Origin of the sequence: Phytomonospora endophytica, from assembly GCF_014202425.1 — a bacterium.
Classification (GTDB): domain Bacteria; phylum Actinomycetota; class Actinomycetes; order Mycobacteriales; family Micromonosporaceae; genus Phytomonospora; species Phytomonospora endophytica.
The window spans coordinates 577403-591393 of the sequence record NZ_JACHGT010000002.1 but is presented as its reverse complement, the minus strand read 5'-3'; the positions used below and the strand labels follow the sequence as shown (position 1 = coordinate 591393).

The window sequence follows — 13991 nt, the reverse complement described above, 5'->3', positions numbered from 1 at the left end:
CATTTCACCCACCCGGGGGACCCCCGTCCCCCACCACGGTCATGCCGCGCCGCCGCCCGCGCGCGAGTCTGGCCCCCATGACCGCATTCCCGCGCCGGGCCGCGATCGTAGCGGCCGTCGCCACCACCGTCTACCTCGCACTCCGCGTCTACTGGGCCGCCGGGGGCGTCCTCGGCCTCACCGTCTGCGCCCCCGGTGAGTCCGACCGCGCCGCCCTCGCGTCCGGGTGCGACGCCGACACCGCCGTCCTCGGGTTCTGGCCGGGGTGGGGTGCCGTCGGACTCGCCGCGCTCGCCGTCGGTGTCGTGGCCGCCGCGCCGCGGCGGGGCACGGTGACCGAGGCCGGGTTGTGGGGCGCGACGGCCGCGTTCGTCGTCGTCTCGTTTCCCGGGCACCTGCTCTTCCAGATTCCCGCCGGGCTGGCGGGGCGGGCGACGGACTGGCGCGACGTCGTACACCGGCTCGCGCAGCTCGGACTCGCGCTGCTGCTCGCACGGGTGGCCGTCGCGTCGGCGAAGTCGCGCCGCTGCGGGCACGACCGGCGACAAGGGACCTCGCCGGTCGCGCGCTGGGCGCGCCGGTCGGCGTACGCCGCCTGCGCCCTACCCGTCCTCGGCTTCAGCGTCCCGCACCTGCTGTGGGTCCTCGGGATCCCCTTCGGCGCCTCGGAGCAGACCCTCACCGAGATCCGCACCGACCTCGACCCCGCCACCGCCATCGCCCTGTGCGCCGTCCCGGCGCTCGGCGGGTTCGTCAGCCTCGGCCTCGGCATGCGCTGGGGACGTGTCCTCTTCGGACGGAGGATCCCCCGGATGCTCGCCCTCGTACCGGGCGCGGTCGTCTCGGCGGCCCTGACCGCCTACGGCGTCATCGGAATCGCGCTGATGACCCGCGACCTGTCGGCCGGTACCGCGACGTGGACCGACCTGGCCCGCGAATGGTCGATCTTCGGCACCGAACTCGTCTTCCTCGCCTGGGGCCTCGCGCTGTCGGCGGCGACGTGGGGATACCACCTCGCCGCCCGCGACCGCTGCGGCACATGCGAAAGGGCGGACGACGGCGTCCCGCCGCCCGCCCCCTCGGTCACTTCACCGGCGTGAAGTCCCGGGCCGCGACGAAGTCGGGGCGGCGCCCCGGAGCGGCGTACGGGGCCACGCACGTGTTGTCGACGCTGTTGAACACGACGAACACGTTCGACCGCGCGAAGGGCGTGATGTTGCCGTTCGAGCCGTGCATGCAGTTGCAGTCGAACATCGTCGCCGACCCCGCCGGGCCGGTGAACAGCTCGATCCCGTGCTTCTCGGCCAGCACCGCCAGACTCAGCGGGTCGGGCGTCCCGATCTCCTGCTCCCGCAGGGACTCCCGGTAATGATCGGCCGGGGTCTCGCCGACGCACGAGACGAAGGTCTTGTGCGAACCCGGCATGATCATCAGCCCGCCGTTGTAGGCGTGGTTGTCGGTCAGCGCGATCGAGATGCTCACCGCGCGCATCCGCGGCATCCCGTCCTCGGCGTGCCAGGTCTCGAAGTCGGAATGCCAGTAGAACTCCTTGCCCTTGAAACCGGGCTTGTAGTTGATCCGCGACTGGTGCACGTAGACGTCCGAACCCAGAATCTGGCGGGCCCGCCCGACGACGCGCTCGTCGGCGACGAGACCGGCGATCACCTCGCTGATCTTGTGCACCTCGAAGATCGACCGGACCTCGCCGGAGTCCTTCTCCAGCACCGTCCGCTCGTCGCGCTTGATGGCCTCGTCGGTGAGCAGTCGCTCCAGCTCCGCCTGGTACCCCAGCAGCTCGGCCGGCGTGATCAGCTCCTCGACCGACAGGAAACCGTTCTCCTCATAGGAGTCGAGGGTCTCCTGATCGAGCAGCCCCTCGTTGCGCCGGCCGTAGACGACCGGGTCCTCCTTGCGGTAGAGCAGCGCCGCCTCGGCGCCGACCCGGGTCGGGTACAGGTCGCGGACTCCATGAACGGTGTCGAACATCAGCTTTCCTCTCCGGTCTCGGTCAACAGGGGGTAGACGCCGTCGGCGTCGTGCACTTCGCGGCCGGTCACCGGCGGGTTGAACACGCAGACTGTCCGCAGATCGGTGTGCGCGTGCAGCGTGTGCTTCTCGTGCCCGTCGAGCAGGTACATCGTCCCGGGCGCCAGGCGATGGCTCTCACCGTTGTCGTGGTCGATGAGCTCGCCCTCGCCGTCGATGACGTAGACGGCCTCGATGTGGTTGGCGTACCACATGGAGGTCTTCGTACCCGCGTAGAGAACGGTGTCGTGCAGGGAGAAGCCGACCTTCTCCTTGGCCAGCACGAGCCGCAGCGAACGCCACGTCCCCTGCGCCCGGTCCCGGTCGTTGCCGACGACGTCGCGGTCGGTGCCCGCGATCTCTTCCAGAGTGCGCACGATCATGCCAGTTCCTTCCTCGCCGCCCGGACCGAATCGGCCACGATGGACAGTCCGGCGTCCAGATCCTCCCGGTGCGTGGTCAGCGGCGGGAGCAGCTTGACCACCTCGTCGTCGCTTCCGGCCGTCTCCAGCAGCAGGCCGCGCTCGAAGGCGTTGCGGCACACCGCCCCCGCGATGTTCGCGTCCTCGAAGGCCACCGCCCGCGCCAGGCCGCGACCGCGCACGGTCGCTCCGGCGTCGGCGTGCTCATCGGCGATCAGCCGCAGTTCGGAGTCCACAAAGGACCCGTTCCGGTCGACGGTGTCGCGCAGGATCCCGTCGCGCCAGAACTCGTCCAGCGCGGCGGTCGCCGTCACGAACGCCGGGTTGTAACCGCGGAAGGTGCCGTTGTGCTCGCCCGGCTCCCAGATGTCGAGCTCCGGGCGCAGCAGCGTGACCGCGAAGGGCAGGCCGTAGCCGCTCAGGGATTTCGAGAGGCACACGACGTCGGGCACGACGCCGGACTCCTCGAAGCTGAAGAACGGGCCGGTGCGGCCGCAGCCCATCTGAACGTCGTCGACGATGAGCAGCATGTCGTGCTCGGAGCACAGCAGCGACAGGGCGCGCAGCCACTCCGGGCTCGCCACGTTGATGCCGCCCTCCCCTTGGACGGTCTCCACGATGACGGCGGCCGGGAGGCCGACGCCGCTGCTGGAGTCCTCGATCAGGCGCCGCAGCCACAACAGGTCCGGGGTGGACCCGTCGAGGTACTGGTCGAAGGGAAGCGTGAGCGTGTGTTCGAGGGGAACGCCCGCGCCGTGCCGCTTGCGCCCGTTGCCGGTGACCGCGAGCGACCCGAGGGTCATGCCGTGGAAGGAGTTGGTGAACCGGGCGATCGTCGTGCGCCCGGTGACCTTGCGGGCGATCTTGAGGGCCGCCTCGACGGCGTTCGTCCCGGTCGGGCCCGGGAACTGCACGCGGTACTCAAGGCCGCGCGGGCGCAGGATCACGTCCCGGAAGGTCTCCAGGAAGCGGGCCTTGGCCTCGGTGTACATGTCGAGGGAGTGGACGATGTGGTCGTCGGTCAGGTACTCCAGCAGCGCGTTCTTGAGCACCGGATGGTTGTGCCCGTAGTTGAGGGCACCCGCGCCGGCGAAGAAGTCCAGATAGGACTTCCCGTGCTCGTCGAAGACGTGACTGTCCTTGCTGCGGACGAACAACGCGGGCCAGCCGCGGCAATAGGAGCGGACTTGCGACTCGGTTTCTTCGAATATGCGCATTATCCTCCAGGGTCGGCCTGTACTGGCCGGTCGCCGTCGTCGCGCACCGCCCCTGCCGGGGGGCGGTGCGGCACGTCATCGGGTCGGCATCACCCGATGGCGGAACCGTTCCCCGGTGGGGGCGTCGCCGCTCGGCGCAGGGGTCCTATGTGGAACAGGACCTCCGCCTCGTGGGCGCCGCCGGCCGGGAAATGGTCCTCGGCGAACAGCACGTCACGCGTGACCGTCGCCCCCCTCGCTTCCGCGAAGGAGGTGAACAGCCGCGTGGACGATTCGTTGGACGGTGTCACCGTCGCCTCGACGTTCACGACGCCACGGGGGGCGAGGGAATCGGCGAGGTGGTCGAGCATGCGCCTGGCCAGGCCCTGTCGCCGGTGGCTCGGGGCGACCGCCACCTGCCAGACGAAGAGCGTGGCGGCCCGGCCGGGCCGGGTGTAGCCGGAGATGAAGCCGACCGGTCGTTCCCCGTCGCGCGCCACGACGCTGGTGTCGGCGAAGTCGCGGCACCAGAGCAGGTAGCTGTAGGGGGAGTTGACGTCGAGGGATCCGGCCTCGCGGGCCAGGCGCCAGAGATGGTTGCCGTCGGGTATCGAGGGGGTCGAAAGGGTGACGGCGAGGTTCCCGGGGACCTGGGCGACGGTTGCGCTTGCGTCGTCGGGGGACATGGTCAACGACACTATCGGATCAGAGCAAGGTCAAGCCAGCCTGGTGTTTTGAGCGCTTTTGCGAGGTCTAAAAGGGGATATTAAGGGCAGGTAGCGGGCTTTTCGGACGAAGACTGTCGAGGATCGGACAGTCTGCCGGTTTGCCTGTCGATTGTCGACAAAGTGAATGCGCGGGGTGCCTTTGGGGGCTTTTCGGGGACTTGCGGACTACGCCGCGTCCTTCTCGGCGGCGCGGACCCGCTCGGCGAAGTCGAGGGCCGCCCGGCGCAGCGCGAGTTCGGCGTCGAGCCCGGCCTCGCGCGCCCGCGCCACGAGCGCGAACAACCGCGCCCCGAGCGTCTCCTCGGTCAGTTCGGCACCGGTGCCGTCTTCGGGCCAGGCGGCCTCGGCCAGTCCCGCGCGCTCGGCCCGCGACTGGAGCTTCGCCGACAGGGGCAGCGCGGGCTGGCCCATCGCGACACCGTCCATCGCCGACTCGCGATGCGGCTTCTCCTCGGCCTTGATGGCTTCCCAGTTGTCGTTGAGCTGTCCGGCGTCGGTCACCTCGACGTCGGCGAACACGTGGGGATGCCGCCGCACGAGTTTGGCGACGAGGTCGCCCGACACGTCGTCGATCCCGAAGCGCGTCTCCTCGTCGGGATCGTCCTGCGCCATCCGTGCGTGGAACGCGACCTGGAGCAGCAGGTCGCCCAGTTCCTCGCGCAGGTGCTCCTTGTCGCCGGAGTGCACGGCGTCGATGACCTCGTAGGTCTCCTCGACCAGGTAGGGCAGCAGCGACTCGTGGGTCTGCTCGGCGTCCCACGGGCAGCCGCCCGGCGAGCGCAGGGTGTCCATGGTGGACACGACGTCGAGGAGGCGGCCGCCCGGCGGGTCCCAGGACCCGTGGCACAGTTCGATCTCGGCCGCCGAGGGGTTCTTCGCCAGCCGTGTGCCGAGGGTGCGCGCGAGGCGCGGGTCGCCGTCGGGGCCGGACAGCCACACGGTCGTGGCACCGTCCACGGTGGACAGCAGGACGTCGGCGGCGGTGTGCTCGTCGATCACGGTGACGTTGACGCCGACCCGGCGGATCGCGTTGGCCTGCGCGGAGTCGGCGCCGGTGAAGACGGCCTGGGCGCGGCGCAGCTCGTCCCACGCGTCGGCCGACAGGATCCCGGCGGGCAGTCGCGGTGAGGTGACGAGGAGGACGATGCGCGGTGCCATGGCGTCAGGACGCGGTAGTGGGAAGCGGAACCGTCACCGAGTAGGCGACCTGCGGCGCCACCGCGACCTGCGCGACCGTGACGGTCGGGGCGCCGTAGCGCGGGTTGGCGACCACGTCGTACTCGGCGAACAGGCTGTTGAGCAGGTCGCGCTTGCCGAGGGACTGGCTGAAGGCCTCGCCGGTGGCCGCCTGGGAGATGGCCTCTTCGACGTAGGCGGCCTGTTCGGCGTCGAGGGACGCGTTGATCTGGCTGAACGTGCCGATGCGCAGGTCGGCCACGTCGGCCTCGGTGGGCTGCACGGCGGTGGCCTCGGTGAACAGGGTTTGGCCGTAGGCGGCCTGTTCGGCATACAGGCGTGTGAAGGCGCTTTCGCCGCCCGCGGCCTCGGCGACGCCGGCGTAGTCGGGGCCGGGCAGTGCGGTGCCGTTGTCGGCGGCGTACTGGCGGGCCAGTTCGACGACGGCGAAGGAGCTGACCGTCCACTGGCGGATCGGCCCGATGTCGTTGCCGAAGGCCTCGGGGGCGCTGTCCACGACCGCGTCGACCTGCGTCTCGGCGATGCGCTGGTCCTGGACGAACACGGCGGCCCCCGACTCGACCCGACAGGCCGACAGCCCGGCCACGGCCAGCAGCCCCACGGTAGCGATGGCTGCCTTCGCGGCGATGCGTCGTACCTTCACGTCGTCCCTCGCTGTCTGCTCAGTCAATTCCAAACCGAAGGCAGCCTATCCGAGCTTCACGAGACCGGCTGCGGCGCGTCGAGCACGCCCGTCACGAGCTCCCCGGCCCACTTGAGCAGCGGCAATCCCGACAGGGGCGCCCCGCCCATGCGCCCGGTCGTCGGCCGGGGCAGGGACACGACGTCGCCGGTGGTCTTGTACACCGCGTCGGGGTAGTAGCGCTTGAGCCGCATCTGCCTGGAGTCGGGCAGGTCCATCGGCGAGAAGCGGATGTGCCGGCCCTGGAGGGCCACGTCGGTGAGCCCGTACCGGCGCAGCAGCAGCCGGAAACGCGCGACCTCCACCAGGTTGTCGACCGGTTCGGGCGCCTCCCCGTAGCGGTCGGTCATCTCGGCGCGCACCTCGGCCAGGTGCTCCTCGGTGCGGACCTCGGCGAGTTTGCGGTACATCTCCAGCCGCAGCCGCTCCACCGAGATGTAGTCGTAGGGGATGTTCGCGTCGACCGGCAGGTCGACCTTGACCTCCTGCAGCGGTTCGCGCTTGTCGCCCTTGAAGGACGCCACCGCGTCGCCGACCATCCGCACGTACAGGTCGAACCCGACCCCGGCGATGTGCCCGGACTGTTCCCCGCCGAGGAGGTTCCCGGCGCCGCGGATCTCCAGGTCCTTCATCGCCACGTACATGCCGGCGCCCAGCTCGGTGTGCTGCGCGATCGTGGCGAGGCGCTCGTGGGCCTGCTCGGTCAGCGGCTTGTCCGGCGGGTACAGGAAGTACGAGTACGCGCGTTCGCGGCCGCGCCCGACGCGCCCGCGGATCTGGTGGAGCTGCGACAGGCCGAGCAGGTCGGCGCGCTCCACGATCAGGGTGTTGGCGTTGGGGATGTCGATGCCCGACTCGATGATCGTGGTCGCCACGAGCACGTCGTACTCGTTCTCCCAGAAGCCGACCATGATCTTCTCCAGGCGGTCCTCGCCCATCTTTCCGTGGGCGGTGACCACGCGCGCCTCGGGTACGAGCTCGCGGATGCGGCGGGCCGCCTTCTCGATCGACTCGACCCGGTTGTGCAGGAAGAACACCTGCCCGTCGCGGAGCAGCTCGCGCCGGATCGCGGCGGTGATCTGGCGTTCGTCGTAGGCGCCGACGCTGGTCAGGACGGGGTGGCGCTCCTCGGGCGGGGTCGCGATCGTCGACATCTCGCGGATGCCGGTGATCGCCATCTCCAGGGTCCGCGGGATCGGCGTCGCCGACATCGACAGCACGTCGACGGCCGCGCGCATCTGCTTGAGGTGCTCCTTGTGCTCGACGCCGAAGCGCTGCTCCTCGTCGACGATGACCAGCCCGAGGTCCTTGAAGCGGCTGGTCGGCTGGATGAGGCGGTGGGTGCCGATGACGATGTCGGCCTCCCCGCTGAACATCGTCGTGAGGACCTCCTCGGCCTCCTTGGGTGTCTGGAAGCGCGACAGCTGCTTGATCGTCACCGGGAACTGCGACATTCGCTCGGTGAAGGTGTTGAAGTGCTGCTGCGCCAGCAGCGTCGTCGGCACCAGGACCGCGACCTGCTTGCCCTCGGTGACGGCCTTGAAGGCCGCGCGGACGGCGATCTCGGTCTTGCCGTAGCCGACGTCGCCGCAGATGAGGCGGTCCATCGGCATCAGCTTGCGCATGTCGCCCTTGACCTCTTCGATCGCGGCGAGCTGGTCGGGCGTCTCGTGGTACGGGAACGCGTCCTCCAGTTCCCGCTGCCAGGGCGTGTCCTCGCCGTAGGCGTAGCCCTCGGTGGCCTGGCGGGCCGCGTAGAGCTTGATGAGCTCGGCGGCGATCTCCTTGACGGCCTTGCGGGCGCGGGCCTTCGTCTTGGCCCAGTCGGCGCCGCCGAGGCGGTGCACGGTCGGCTGCTCGCCCCCGACGTAGCGGGTGAGCATGTCGAGCTGGTCGGTCGGGACGAAGAGCCGGTCGCCGGGCTGGCCGCGTTTGCTGGCGGCGTACTCGATGACGAGGTATTCGCGTTCGGCGTCGTTGATGGTGCGGCGGACCATCTCGACGTACTGGCCGACCCCGTGCGTCTCGTGGACGACGAAGTCGCCGGCCGTGAGTTCGAGGGGGTCGACGCCGCCGCGCCGCCGGGACGGCATCTTGCGCATGTCACGGGTGCTGGTGCCGCGTCCGCCGGTGATGTCGTCGCCGGTGATGACGACGAGCCCGGCGCCCTCGTCGACGAGGCCGGATCCGAGGGAGCCGGTGGTCACGGTGATCGTGCCGGGTTCGAGGTCGGCGAGGGTGTCGACCGACGCCGCCAGGTGCGCGCCGAACTCGGCCGTGCGCAGCAGCTCCACCGCGCGTTCGGCGGGACCGCTCGCGGGGAAGACCAGCGCGACCCGGCGGCCGGCCTTGAGGTGGGCGCGCAGGTCGATCAGCAGCTGGGCGTTGTCGCCGTGGTACTTCGGCGCCTCCTGCGCGCCGATCACAATGGTGTCGATGTCACTGAGATCACTGACCAGCGGGGTGAGGTTCCACCACGCCTGACCGCGCGCCGAGGCGGCGTCGCGAACGTCGGAGATGCCCCGGAACGCCGCCGCGCCGAGGTCGATGGGCGTCTTCGCGCCCGCCGCCGCGGCGGCCCACCCGGCGGCGAGGAACTCCTCGCTGGTGGCGTTGAGGTCGTGTGCGCGGGTGCGGATGCGTTCGGGGTCGCAGGCGACGACGACGGTGCCTTCGGGCATGCAGTCGGTGAGGAGTTCGAGGCGGTCGGGGCCCAGCAGGGCCGGGGCGAGCGACTCCATGCCCTCGACGGGGATGCCCTCGGCGAGCTTCGCGGTCAGTTCGGCCAGGCCGGGGTAGTCGCGGCCGAGTTCGCGGGCCTTCTCGCGGACGTCGGGGGTGAGCAGCAGTTCGCGGCACGGGGGCGCCCACAGGACGTCGGCCTTGTCGAGGGAGCGCTGGTCGGCGACGGAGAAGTAGCGGATCGACTCGACCTCGTCGCCCCAGAACTCGACCCGCAGGGGGTGCTCCTCGGTCGGCGGGAACACGTCGAGGATGCCGCCGCGCACGGCGAACTCGCCGCGCTTCTCGACGAGGTCGACGCGGGCGTAGGCGACGTCGGAGAGGGCCTGGGTGACGTCGCCGAGGTCGTGGGTCGAGCCGACGGTCAGGTGCACGGGGACGAGGTCGCCGAGACCTTTGAGCTGGGGCTGGAGAACGCTGCGGACGGGCGCGACGACGACCTGGACGTGCCCGCGCAGCGGGTCGTGGGGGTCGGGGTGGGCGAGGCGCCGCAGGACGGCGAGGCGGCGGCCGACGGTGTCGGAGCGGGGGGAGAGGCGCTCGTGGGGGAGGGTCTCCCAGGCCGGGTAGAAGGCGACCTGGTCGGGTGGGAGCAGGCAGCGCAGGGCCTCGGTGAGGTCCTCGGCTTCGCGGCTGGTCGCGGTGACGGCGAGCACCGGCCGTCCGGCGCCGAGGTCACCGGAGGCGATGGCGCCGACGACGAAGGGGCGCAGCGCGGCGGGGCCGGTCAGGTCGAGGCCGTCGGCGGCGGCGGCGTTCTTCGCGAGTGCGGCGGTGCGGGCGAGTGCGGGTTCGGCGAGAGCGGCGGCGAGCAGGCCTGCCAGCGACATGGTGACACCTTTTGGGTTGGAGCACGAGGGCACGACGGCTTGCCCCCTGGCCGCGTGAGGGAGGGGGTGGACGTGCGCTTCGGCAAGCCTACGTCCACGTTCCGGCGGTGTCATGGGAGTTGTGTCACCCGGGCGTGTCCGATGGGTGGCGGGTGCGTGGGAGCATCGCCGGATGCGGATCACAGAGCCTGCCGAAGCCCGGATCGCCGACGCCGGAAACCTTCTGGTCGCGGCGGGCGGAGTGGAGTTCGCCGAGCCGGCCGGCGACTTCTTCGGGACCGCGGTCGCCTACGAGCGGATCCTGTCGGGTGCGGCCGAGGTGGCGGGCAAGAGCGTCTACCTGTGCGGTGACCTGGCGGGGGTGGACGTCGCGCGGCTGCGGGACGCCGCCCGGGTGTTCGCGGTCCGGGAGCTGTCGCACGGTCACCGCGAGGGCGCGCCATGGACCGTCGTCGGCCTGGGCAGGGTTCCGGTCCGAACGCACGGCATGGGTGTGTACTACCGCCGCTTCTTCGAGCCCGGCGAGGACCACTTCGGGCGCATCACGGCCGAGCACGAGTTCCAGTCGCTGACCGAGTCCACCAAACCCGCGACGGCCCACCGCAGCGGGATCTACCTGACGCCGGTCACCCGCGAGGGCGACGCGCTGCGTTTTCGTCTGCTGCGGTGTTCCACGAACCTTTCGGGACCGACCGACAACTTCCGCCCGACCGACACCTCGGTCGTCGGCGCGCTCAACCGCGAGGCCGCGACGGTGTTCGCCGGGCACGCGCCGCTCAACCACGTCCTCGCCCAGATCTACCGCAACACCTCGGCGACGGCGGAGCGGAAGCAGTCCAAGGCCAAGATCTCCGACCACGCCGACAAGACGAAGGACATGCCCGCCGACGGGATCATGGCCTTCTGCACCTTCTACGACGGACTCGACGGGCTGCGGCCCTCGGCCGATGACCCCTTCGACTTCGGTGTGAACGGGGTCAGTGGGCTGACCAGGCTCCATTTCCGGCGCAAGGACGCCGACGGAGAGGGGCCGGAGAGCTTCACCGTGCCGCTGTATCCGGGCTCGGTCTTCTTCATGCCGCTGTCCACCAATCGCCTGTACACGCACGCGATCCGGCCGTCGGCCCTCGACGCCGGGCTTCTCCCGACCCGGCTGGGATACGTCGTGCGCTGCTCGGCCACCGAGGCCGTGCACGACGGCGGCCGCACCTTCATCGTGAGGGACGCCCGGCGGGTGGAGCTGGGACCTCCCACGCCGGAGGGCATGGGCGAACTGCGGCGGCTGTACGCCGAGGAGAACAGGTCCTCGGCGTTCATCGACTACGGCGAGAGCTTCGGTTTCAGCATGAACACCGGGGACTACCGTGCACCGCGGATCTAGCGTCGCCGACGAGATCACCGTGTGCGAACTGCCGTCCGATGTGGACCTGTTCGCGGAACTGTCGGCCTCGGTTCGCATGGAGGACCTGGGAAAGGGGCGGCGGGGCGGCGTGCTCACCAGGCCCGACGAGACCGGCGCCGTGCCGCTCGTGCGGACCACGACGCGCTACACCGCGCCGCCGCAACCGTTCCGGGAGGTGCACGAGCGGCTCGCGCGGCGGATCCGGGAGTGCGCGGGACTTCCCGTCGGCTTCAACAACGCCCTCATCGAGTGCTACACCAACGCCTACCGGCGGATGGGCGCCCACTCCGACCAGGCCCTCGACCTGGAGCCGGAGTCGTTCATCGCGGTGTTCTCCTGCTACGAGCACCCGGAGGGACCGGCGCGGAAACTGGTCTTCGAGTCGAAGTCGTCCGATGTGGATGGTCACGAGGTCGCGCTCGCCCACCACGGGGCCGTCGTGTTCTCCGTCGCGGCCAACCGCCGGCTCAGGCACAAGATCGTGCTGGACGCGCCGGTGGGGGCCGCCGGCAACCGGTGGCTCGGCGTGACCTTCCGCATGTCGAAGACGCTTCTGCGGTTCCGTGACGGGCACGCGTACCTTCCGGGCGGTTCGCGTCTGTCGGTGGCCGACGACGAGGCCGGCCGTGAGTTCTACCGGTTGCGGCGCAGGGAGAACGAGGAGACGGACTTCGCGTACCCGGCGGTGGACTACACGGTGAGCGGGAGCGACCTGTCGCCGCCCGTCGTCATTCCAGGAGTTTGACGATCGCCGCGCGCACCTCGGGCAGCATGGCGATCGCGGCGATGCCGCCGAGGATGGTGAAGCCGGGGGTGAGGACCTTCTTCTCGAAGGGTCCGCCGACTTTGACGGCCATCTTGTCGGGGACGCCGATCTCGTACCAGACCTGCTTCTTGATGGGGAGTGGGAAGAAGAGCGGGCAGCCCATCTTGGTGATGATGTCGCCGAGGGTGTGGATGACGCAGCCCGCCGCCACGGCTATGCCTATGAGCCAGTAGGAGCGGCTTTCGGGTAGTGATCGGTAGGCCGCGAAGGCGCCGACGGCCGATACCACCACGATGACGAACCAGCCCTTCTCCTTGGCGAACTCGGCCATGAGGCCGCGCATGGCCAGGCCGATCATGAAGAAGAGGATGGGGATGACGGCGGGTTTGCCGAAGTCGCTGGCGAGCCAGCCGAAGAGGAGGCCGATGAGTCCGGCGAACATCCAGGAGTGCGTGAGGGTGCGGTGGCCGTTGTTGCGCTTGCCGTCCTTCTTGGTGCGGGTGATGGAGTAGAAGCCCCACGCGATCCGCTCGGTGGCCTCGGCCATGATCATGGTGACCGGCCCGAAGGTGCGCGCGACGGTCGAGCCGCCGCGGTTCTTCAGGACGCGTCCGGCGCAGTCGAGGTCGGGGAGCAGGGCGCCGCCGGCGCAGACGATCGTGCCGACCATGAGCTCGGCGGGCGTCTGGTGGACGTTGTAGACGGCGTCGGCGACGGCCGACCCGGCCAGCCAGATCGCGGCACCCGAAACGGCGTGCGTCGGACCCATCACCATGAGTAGTCACTCTCCTTTGTGGACGTGAGGGTAGCCGATGACGGCGACAGGACCGACGGCGGCGACGAACGCTTTCGGTGTACGGCAAGCGATGCGGGGGCGGGCGCGGGAGGGCGGCACGGGGGTGGTGTGAAGTGGGGGGCGCGGCTGTGTTTCCGCACCCGCGCCGGGACCTGGGGGCGTGAGTCTCGCTTCGCTCGCCCCCGCGGGTCGGGGACCTGGCCGCGGCGGTCCGCCAAGGGTGAGTCTCGCGCGCGCTCGCCCCCGCGGGCTGGGGACCTGGCCGCGTTTCGGCGCCCTGGCCGGGGACCCGGCACCGGCGGCGGGCCGCAGCCCGATCCCATGCCGCAAAGGCGGTTTCGTTCGCGCCGCCCCAACAAGCACAGGCTCTTCAAGCTCACCCACCAACGCCGGGAACCGGGTTTGTTCACCCACCAAGACTGGGAACCCAAGACGCCGACCCCACAAGCGTGAGCCTCGCTTCGTTCGCCCTCGCGGGCCGGGAACCCCGGCCGCAGCGATCTTGCCAAGCGTGAGTCTTGCTTCGCGGCCCACTCGGGCCCGGGTGCCTAAGACGCGGCCCGGCGAGCGTGAGTCTCGCTTCGCTTGGCCCGCCGCAGACCTGGCCTATGCGAGCGCAAGCCCCGGCTTCGCGTCCCGCTCACCGTGGGTCGCCTGCCGCAGCGCTGTCGCGCGACGGGCGAGTCCCGTTTCGCTCGCCCACGCAGGTCCGGGACCCGAGACACGACCTCGCGAGCGCGAGTCTCGCTTCGCTTGCCCGCTCACGCCGGGGACCCGGCCGCAGCCGTCTCGCTCACAGCGTGTCTCGCTTCGCTTGCCCGCTCACGCCGGGGACCCGGCCGCAGCCGTCTCGCCCACAGCGTGTCTCGCTTCGATCGCCCACGCGGGCAAGGAATTCTGGCCGTAGCGGTGTCTACTGCGGGCGAGTTTCGCTTCGCATGCCCACCCGCGCCGGGGATCCGGCCGCAGCCGTCTCGCCCACAGCGTGTCTCGCTTCGATCGCCCGCCCTGGCCGGGGACCCGGCACCGGCGGCGGGCCGCAGCCCGATCCCATACCTGGCAGGCGGTTTCGTTCGCGCCGCCCCAACAAGCACAGGCCCTTCAAACCTCACCCACCAACACCGGGAACCGGGTCTGTTCACCCCCCAACGCCGGGTACCGGGTCTGTTCACCCCCCAAGGCCGGGTACCGGGTCTGTTCACCCA

The 13991-nt window shown here is 70.5% G+C and carries 11 protein-coding genes; 3 read left to right on the top strand and 8 right to left on the bottom strand.

Annotated features, from left to right (window positions below):
• Window positions 1–77: 77 nt before the first annotated feature.
• The gene (locus HNR73_RS06010) at window positions 78–1100 is read left to right on the top strand and encodes a hypothetical protein (RefSeq protein ID WP_184786243.1); all 1023 of its coding nucleotides are present in this window, start codon (window positions 78–80) and stop codon (window positions 1098–1100) included.
• Here the strand turns inward: HNR73_RS06010 and thpD are convergent.
• The 7 genes from thpD to mfd form a co-directional block, all read right to left on the bottom strand.
• Window positions 1084–1986, bottom strand: a complete 903-nt coding sequence (thpD, locus tag HNR73_RS06005) for an ectoine hydroxylase (protein ID WP_184786242.1) — start codon at window positions 1984–1986, stop codon at window positions 1084–1086. The genes HNR73_RS06010 and thpD overlap by 17 nt on opposite strands.
• Window positions 1986–2408: an ectoine synthase gene (locus tag HNR73_RS06000; RefSeq protein ID WP_184786241.1), complete on the bottom strand. Its 423-nt coding sequence runs from the start codon at window positions 2406–2408 to the stop codon at window positions 1986–1988. The genes thpD and HNR73_RS06000 overlap by 1 nt, the downstream gene beginning before the upstream one ends.
• The gene (gene ectB, locus HNR73_RS05995; RefSeq protein WP_184786240.1) at window positions 2405–3664 is read right to left on the bottom strand and encodes a diaminobutyrate--2-oxoglutarate transaminase; all 1260 of its coding nucleotides are present in this window, start codon (window positions 3662–3664) and stop codon (window positions 2405–2407) included. The genes HNR73_RS06000 and ectB overlap by 4 nt, the downstream gene beginning before the upstream one ends.
• An 89-nt stretch (window positions 3665–3753) precedes the next feature.
• Entirely contained in the window at window positions 3754–4329 is a 576-nt protein-coding gene (ectA, locus tag HNR73_RS05990) for a diaminobutyrate acetyltransferase (protein WP_184786239.1), read from the bottom strand.
• A 207-nt stretch (window positions 4330–4536) separates the two neighbouring features.
• Entirely contained in the window at window positions 4537–5529 is a 993-nt protein-coding gene (locus HNR73_RS05985) for a nucleoside triphosphate pyrophosphohydrolase (protein WP_184786238.1), read from the bottom strand.
• 4 nt (window positions 5530–5533) lie between these two features.
• Window positions 5534–6211 carry a hypothetical protein gene (locus tag HNR73_RS05980; protein ID WP_184786237.1) on the bottom strand — a complete coding sequence of 226 codons (678 nt, stop codon included), beginning with the start codon at window positions 6209–6211 and terminating at the stop codon, window positions 5534–5536.
• A 56-nt stretch (window positions 6212–6267) separates the two neighbouring features.
• A complete protein-coding gene (mfd, locus tag HNR73_RS05975) occupies window positions 6268–9822 on the bottom strand; it encodes a transcription-repair coupling factor (protein ID WP_184786236.1) in 3555 nt (1184 codons plus the stop codon).
• 172 nt (window positions 9823–9994) lie between these two features.
• Between mfd and HNR73_RS05970 the strand changes: the two genes are divergently transcribed.
• Both HNR73_RS05970 and HNR73_RS05965 read left to right on the top strand, forming a co-directional pair.
• Window positions 9995–11203 carry a hypothetical protein gene (locus HNR73_RS05970; protein WP_184786235.1) on the top strand — a complete coding sequence of 403 codons (1209 nt, stop codon included), beginning with the start codon at window positions 9995–9997 and terminating at the stop codon, window positions 11201–11203.
• Window positions 11187–11969, top strand: a complete 783-nt coding sequence (locus tag HNR73_RS05965) for an alpha-ketoglutarate-dependent dioxygenase AlkB (protein WP_184786234.1) — start codon at window positions 11187–11189, stop codon at window positions 11967–11969. The genes HNR73_RS05970 and HNR73_RS05965 overlap by 17 nt, the downstream gene beginning before the upstream one ends.
• Here the strand turns inward: HNR73_RS05965 and HNR73_RS05960 are convergent.
• Complete coding sequence (locus HNR73_RS05960; protein ID WP_221330724.1) at window positions 11953–12765, bottom strand: metal-dependent hydrolase; 813 nt, start codon at window positions 12763–12765, stop codon at window positions 11953–11955. The genes HNR73_RS05965 and HNR73_RS05960 overlap by 17 nt on opposite strands.
• Window positions 12766–13991 lie beyond the last annotated feature (1226 nt).

What these genes read in the sequence shown, in the direction of transcription:
- HNR73_RS06010 (WP_184786243.1), top strand. Translation starts at nt 78, where the DNA reads ATGACCGCATTCCCGCGCCGGGCCGCGATCGTAGCGGCCGTCGCCACC.
- thpD (WP_184786242.1), bottom strand. Translation starts at nt 1,986, where the DNA reads ATGTTCGACACCGTTCATGGAGTCCGCGACCTGTACCCGACCCGGGTC.
- HNR73_RS06000 (WP_184786241.1), bottom strand. Translation starts at nt 2,408, where the DNA reads ATGATCGTGCGCACTCTGGAAGAGATCGCGGGCACCGACCGCGACGTC.
- ectB (WP_184786240.1), bottom strand. Translation starts at nt 3,664, where the DNA reads ATGCGCATATTCGAAGAAACCGAGTCGCAAGTCCGCTCCTATTGCCGC.
- ectA (WP_184786239.1), bottom strand. Translation starts at nt 4,329, where the DNA reads ATGTCCCCCGACGACGCAAGCGCAACCGTCGCCCAGGTCCCCGGGAAC.
- HNR73_RS05985 (WP_184786238.1), bottom strand. Translation starts at nt 5,529, where the DNA reads ATGGCACCGCGCATCGTCCTCCTCGTCACCTCACCGCGACTGCCCGCC.
- mfd (WP_184786236.1), bottom strand. Translation starts at nt 9,822, where the DNA reads ATGTCGCTGGCAGGCCTGCTCGCCGCCGCTCTCGCCGAACCCGCACTC.
- HNR73_RS05970 (WP_184786235.1), top strand. Translation starts at nt 9,995, where the DNA reads ATGCGGATCACAGAGCCTGCCGAAGCCCGGATCGCCGACGCCGGAAAC.
- HNR73_RS05960 (WP_221330724.1), bottom strand. Translation starts at nt 12,765, where the DNA reads ATGGTGATGGGTCCGACGCACGCCGTTTCGGGTGCCGCGATCTGGCTG.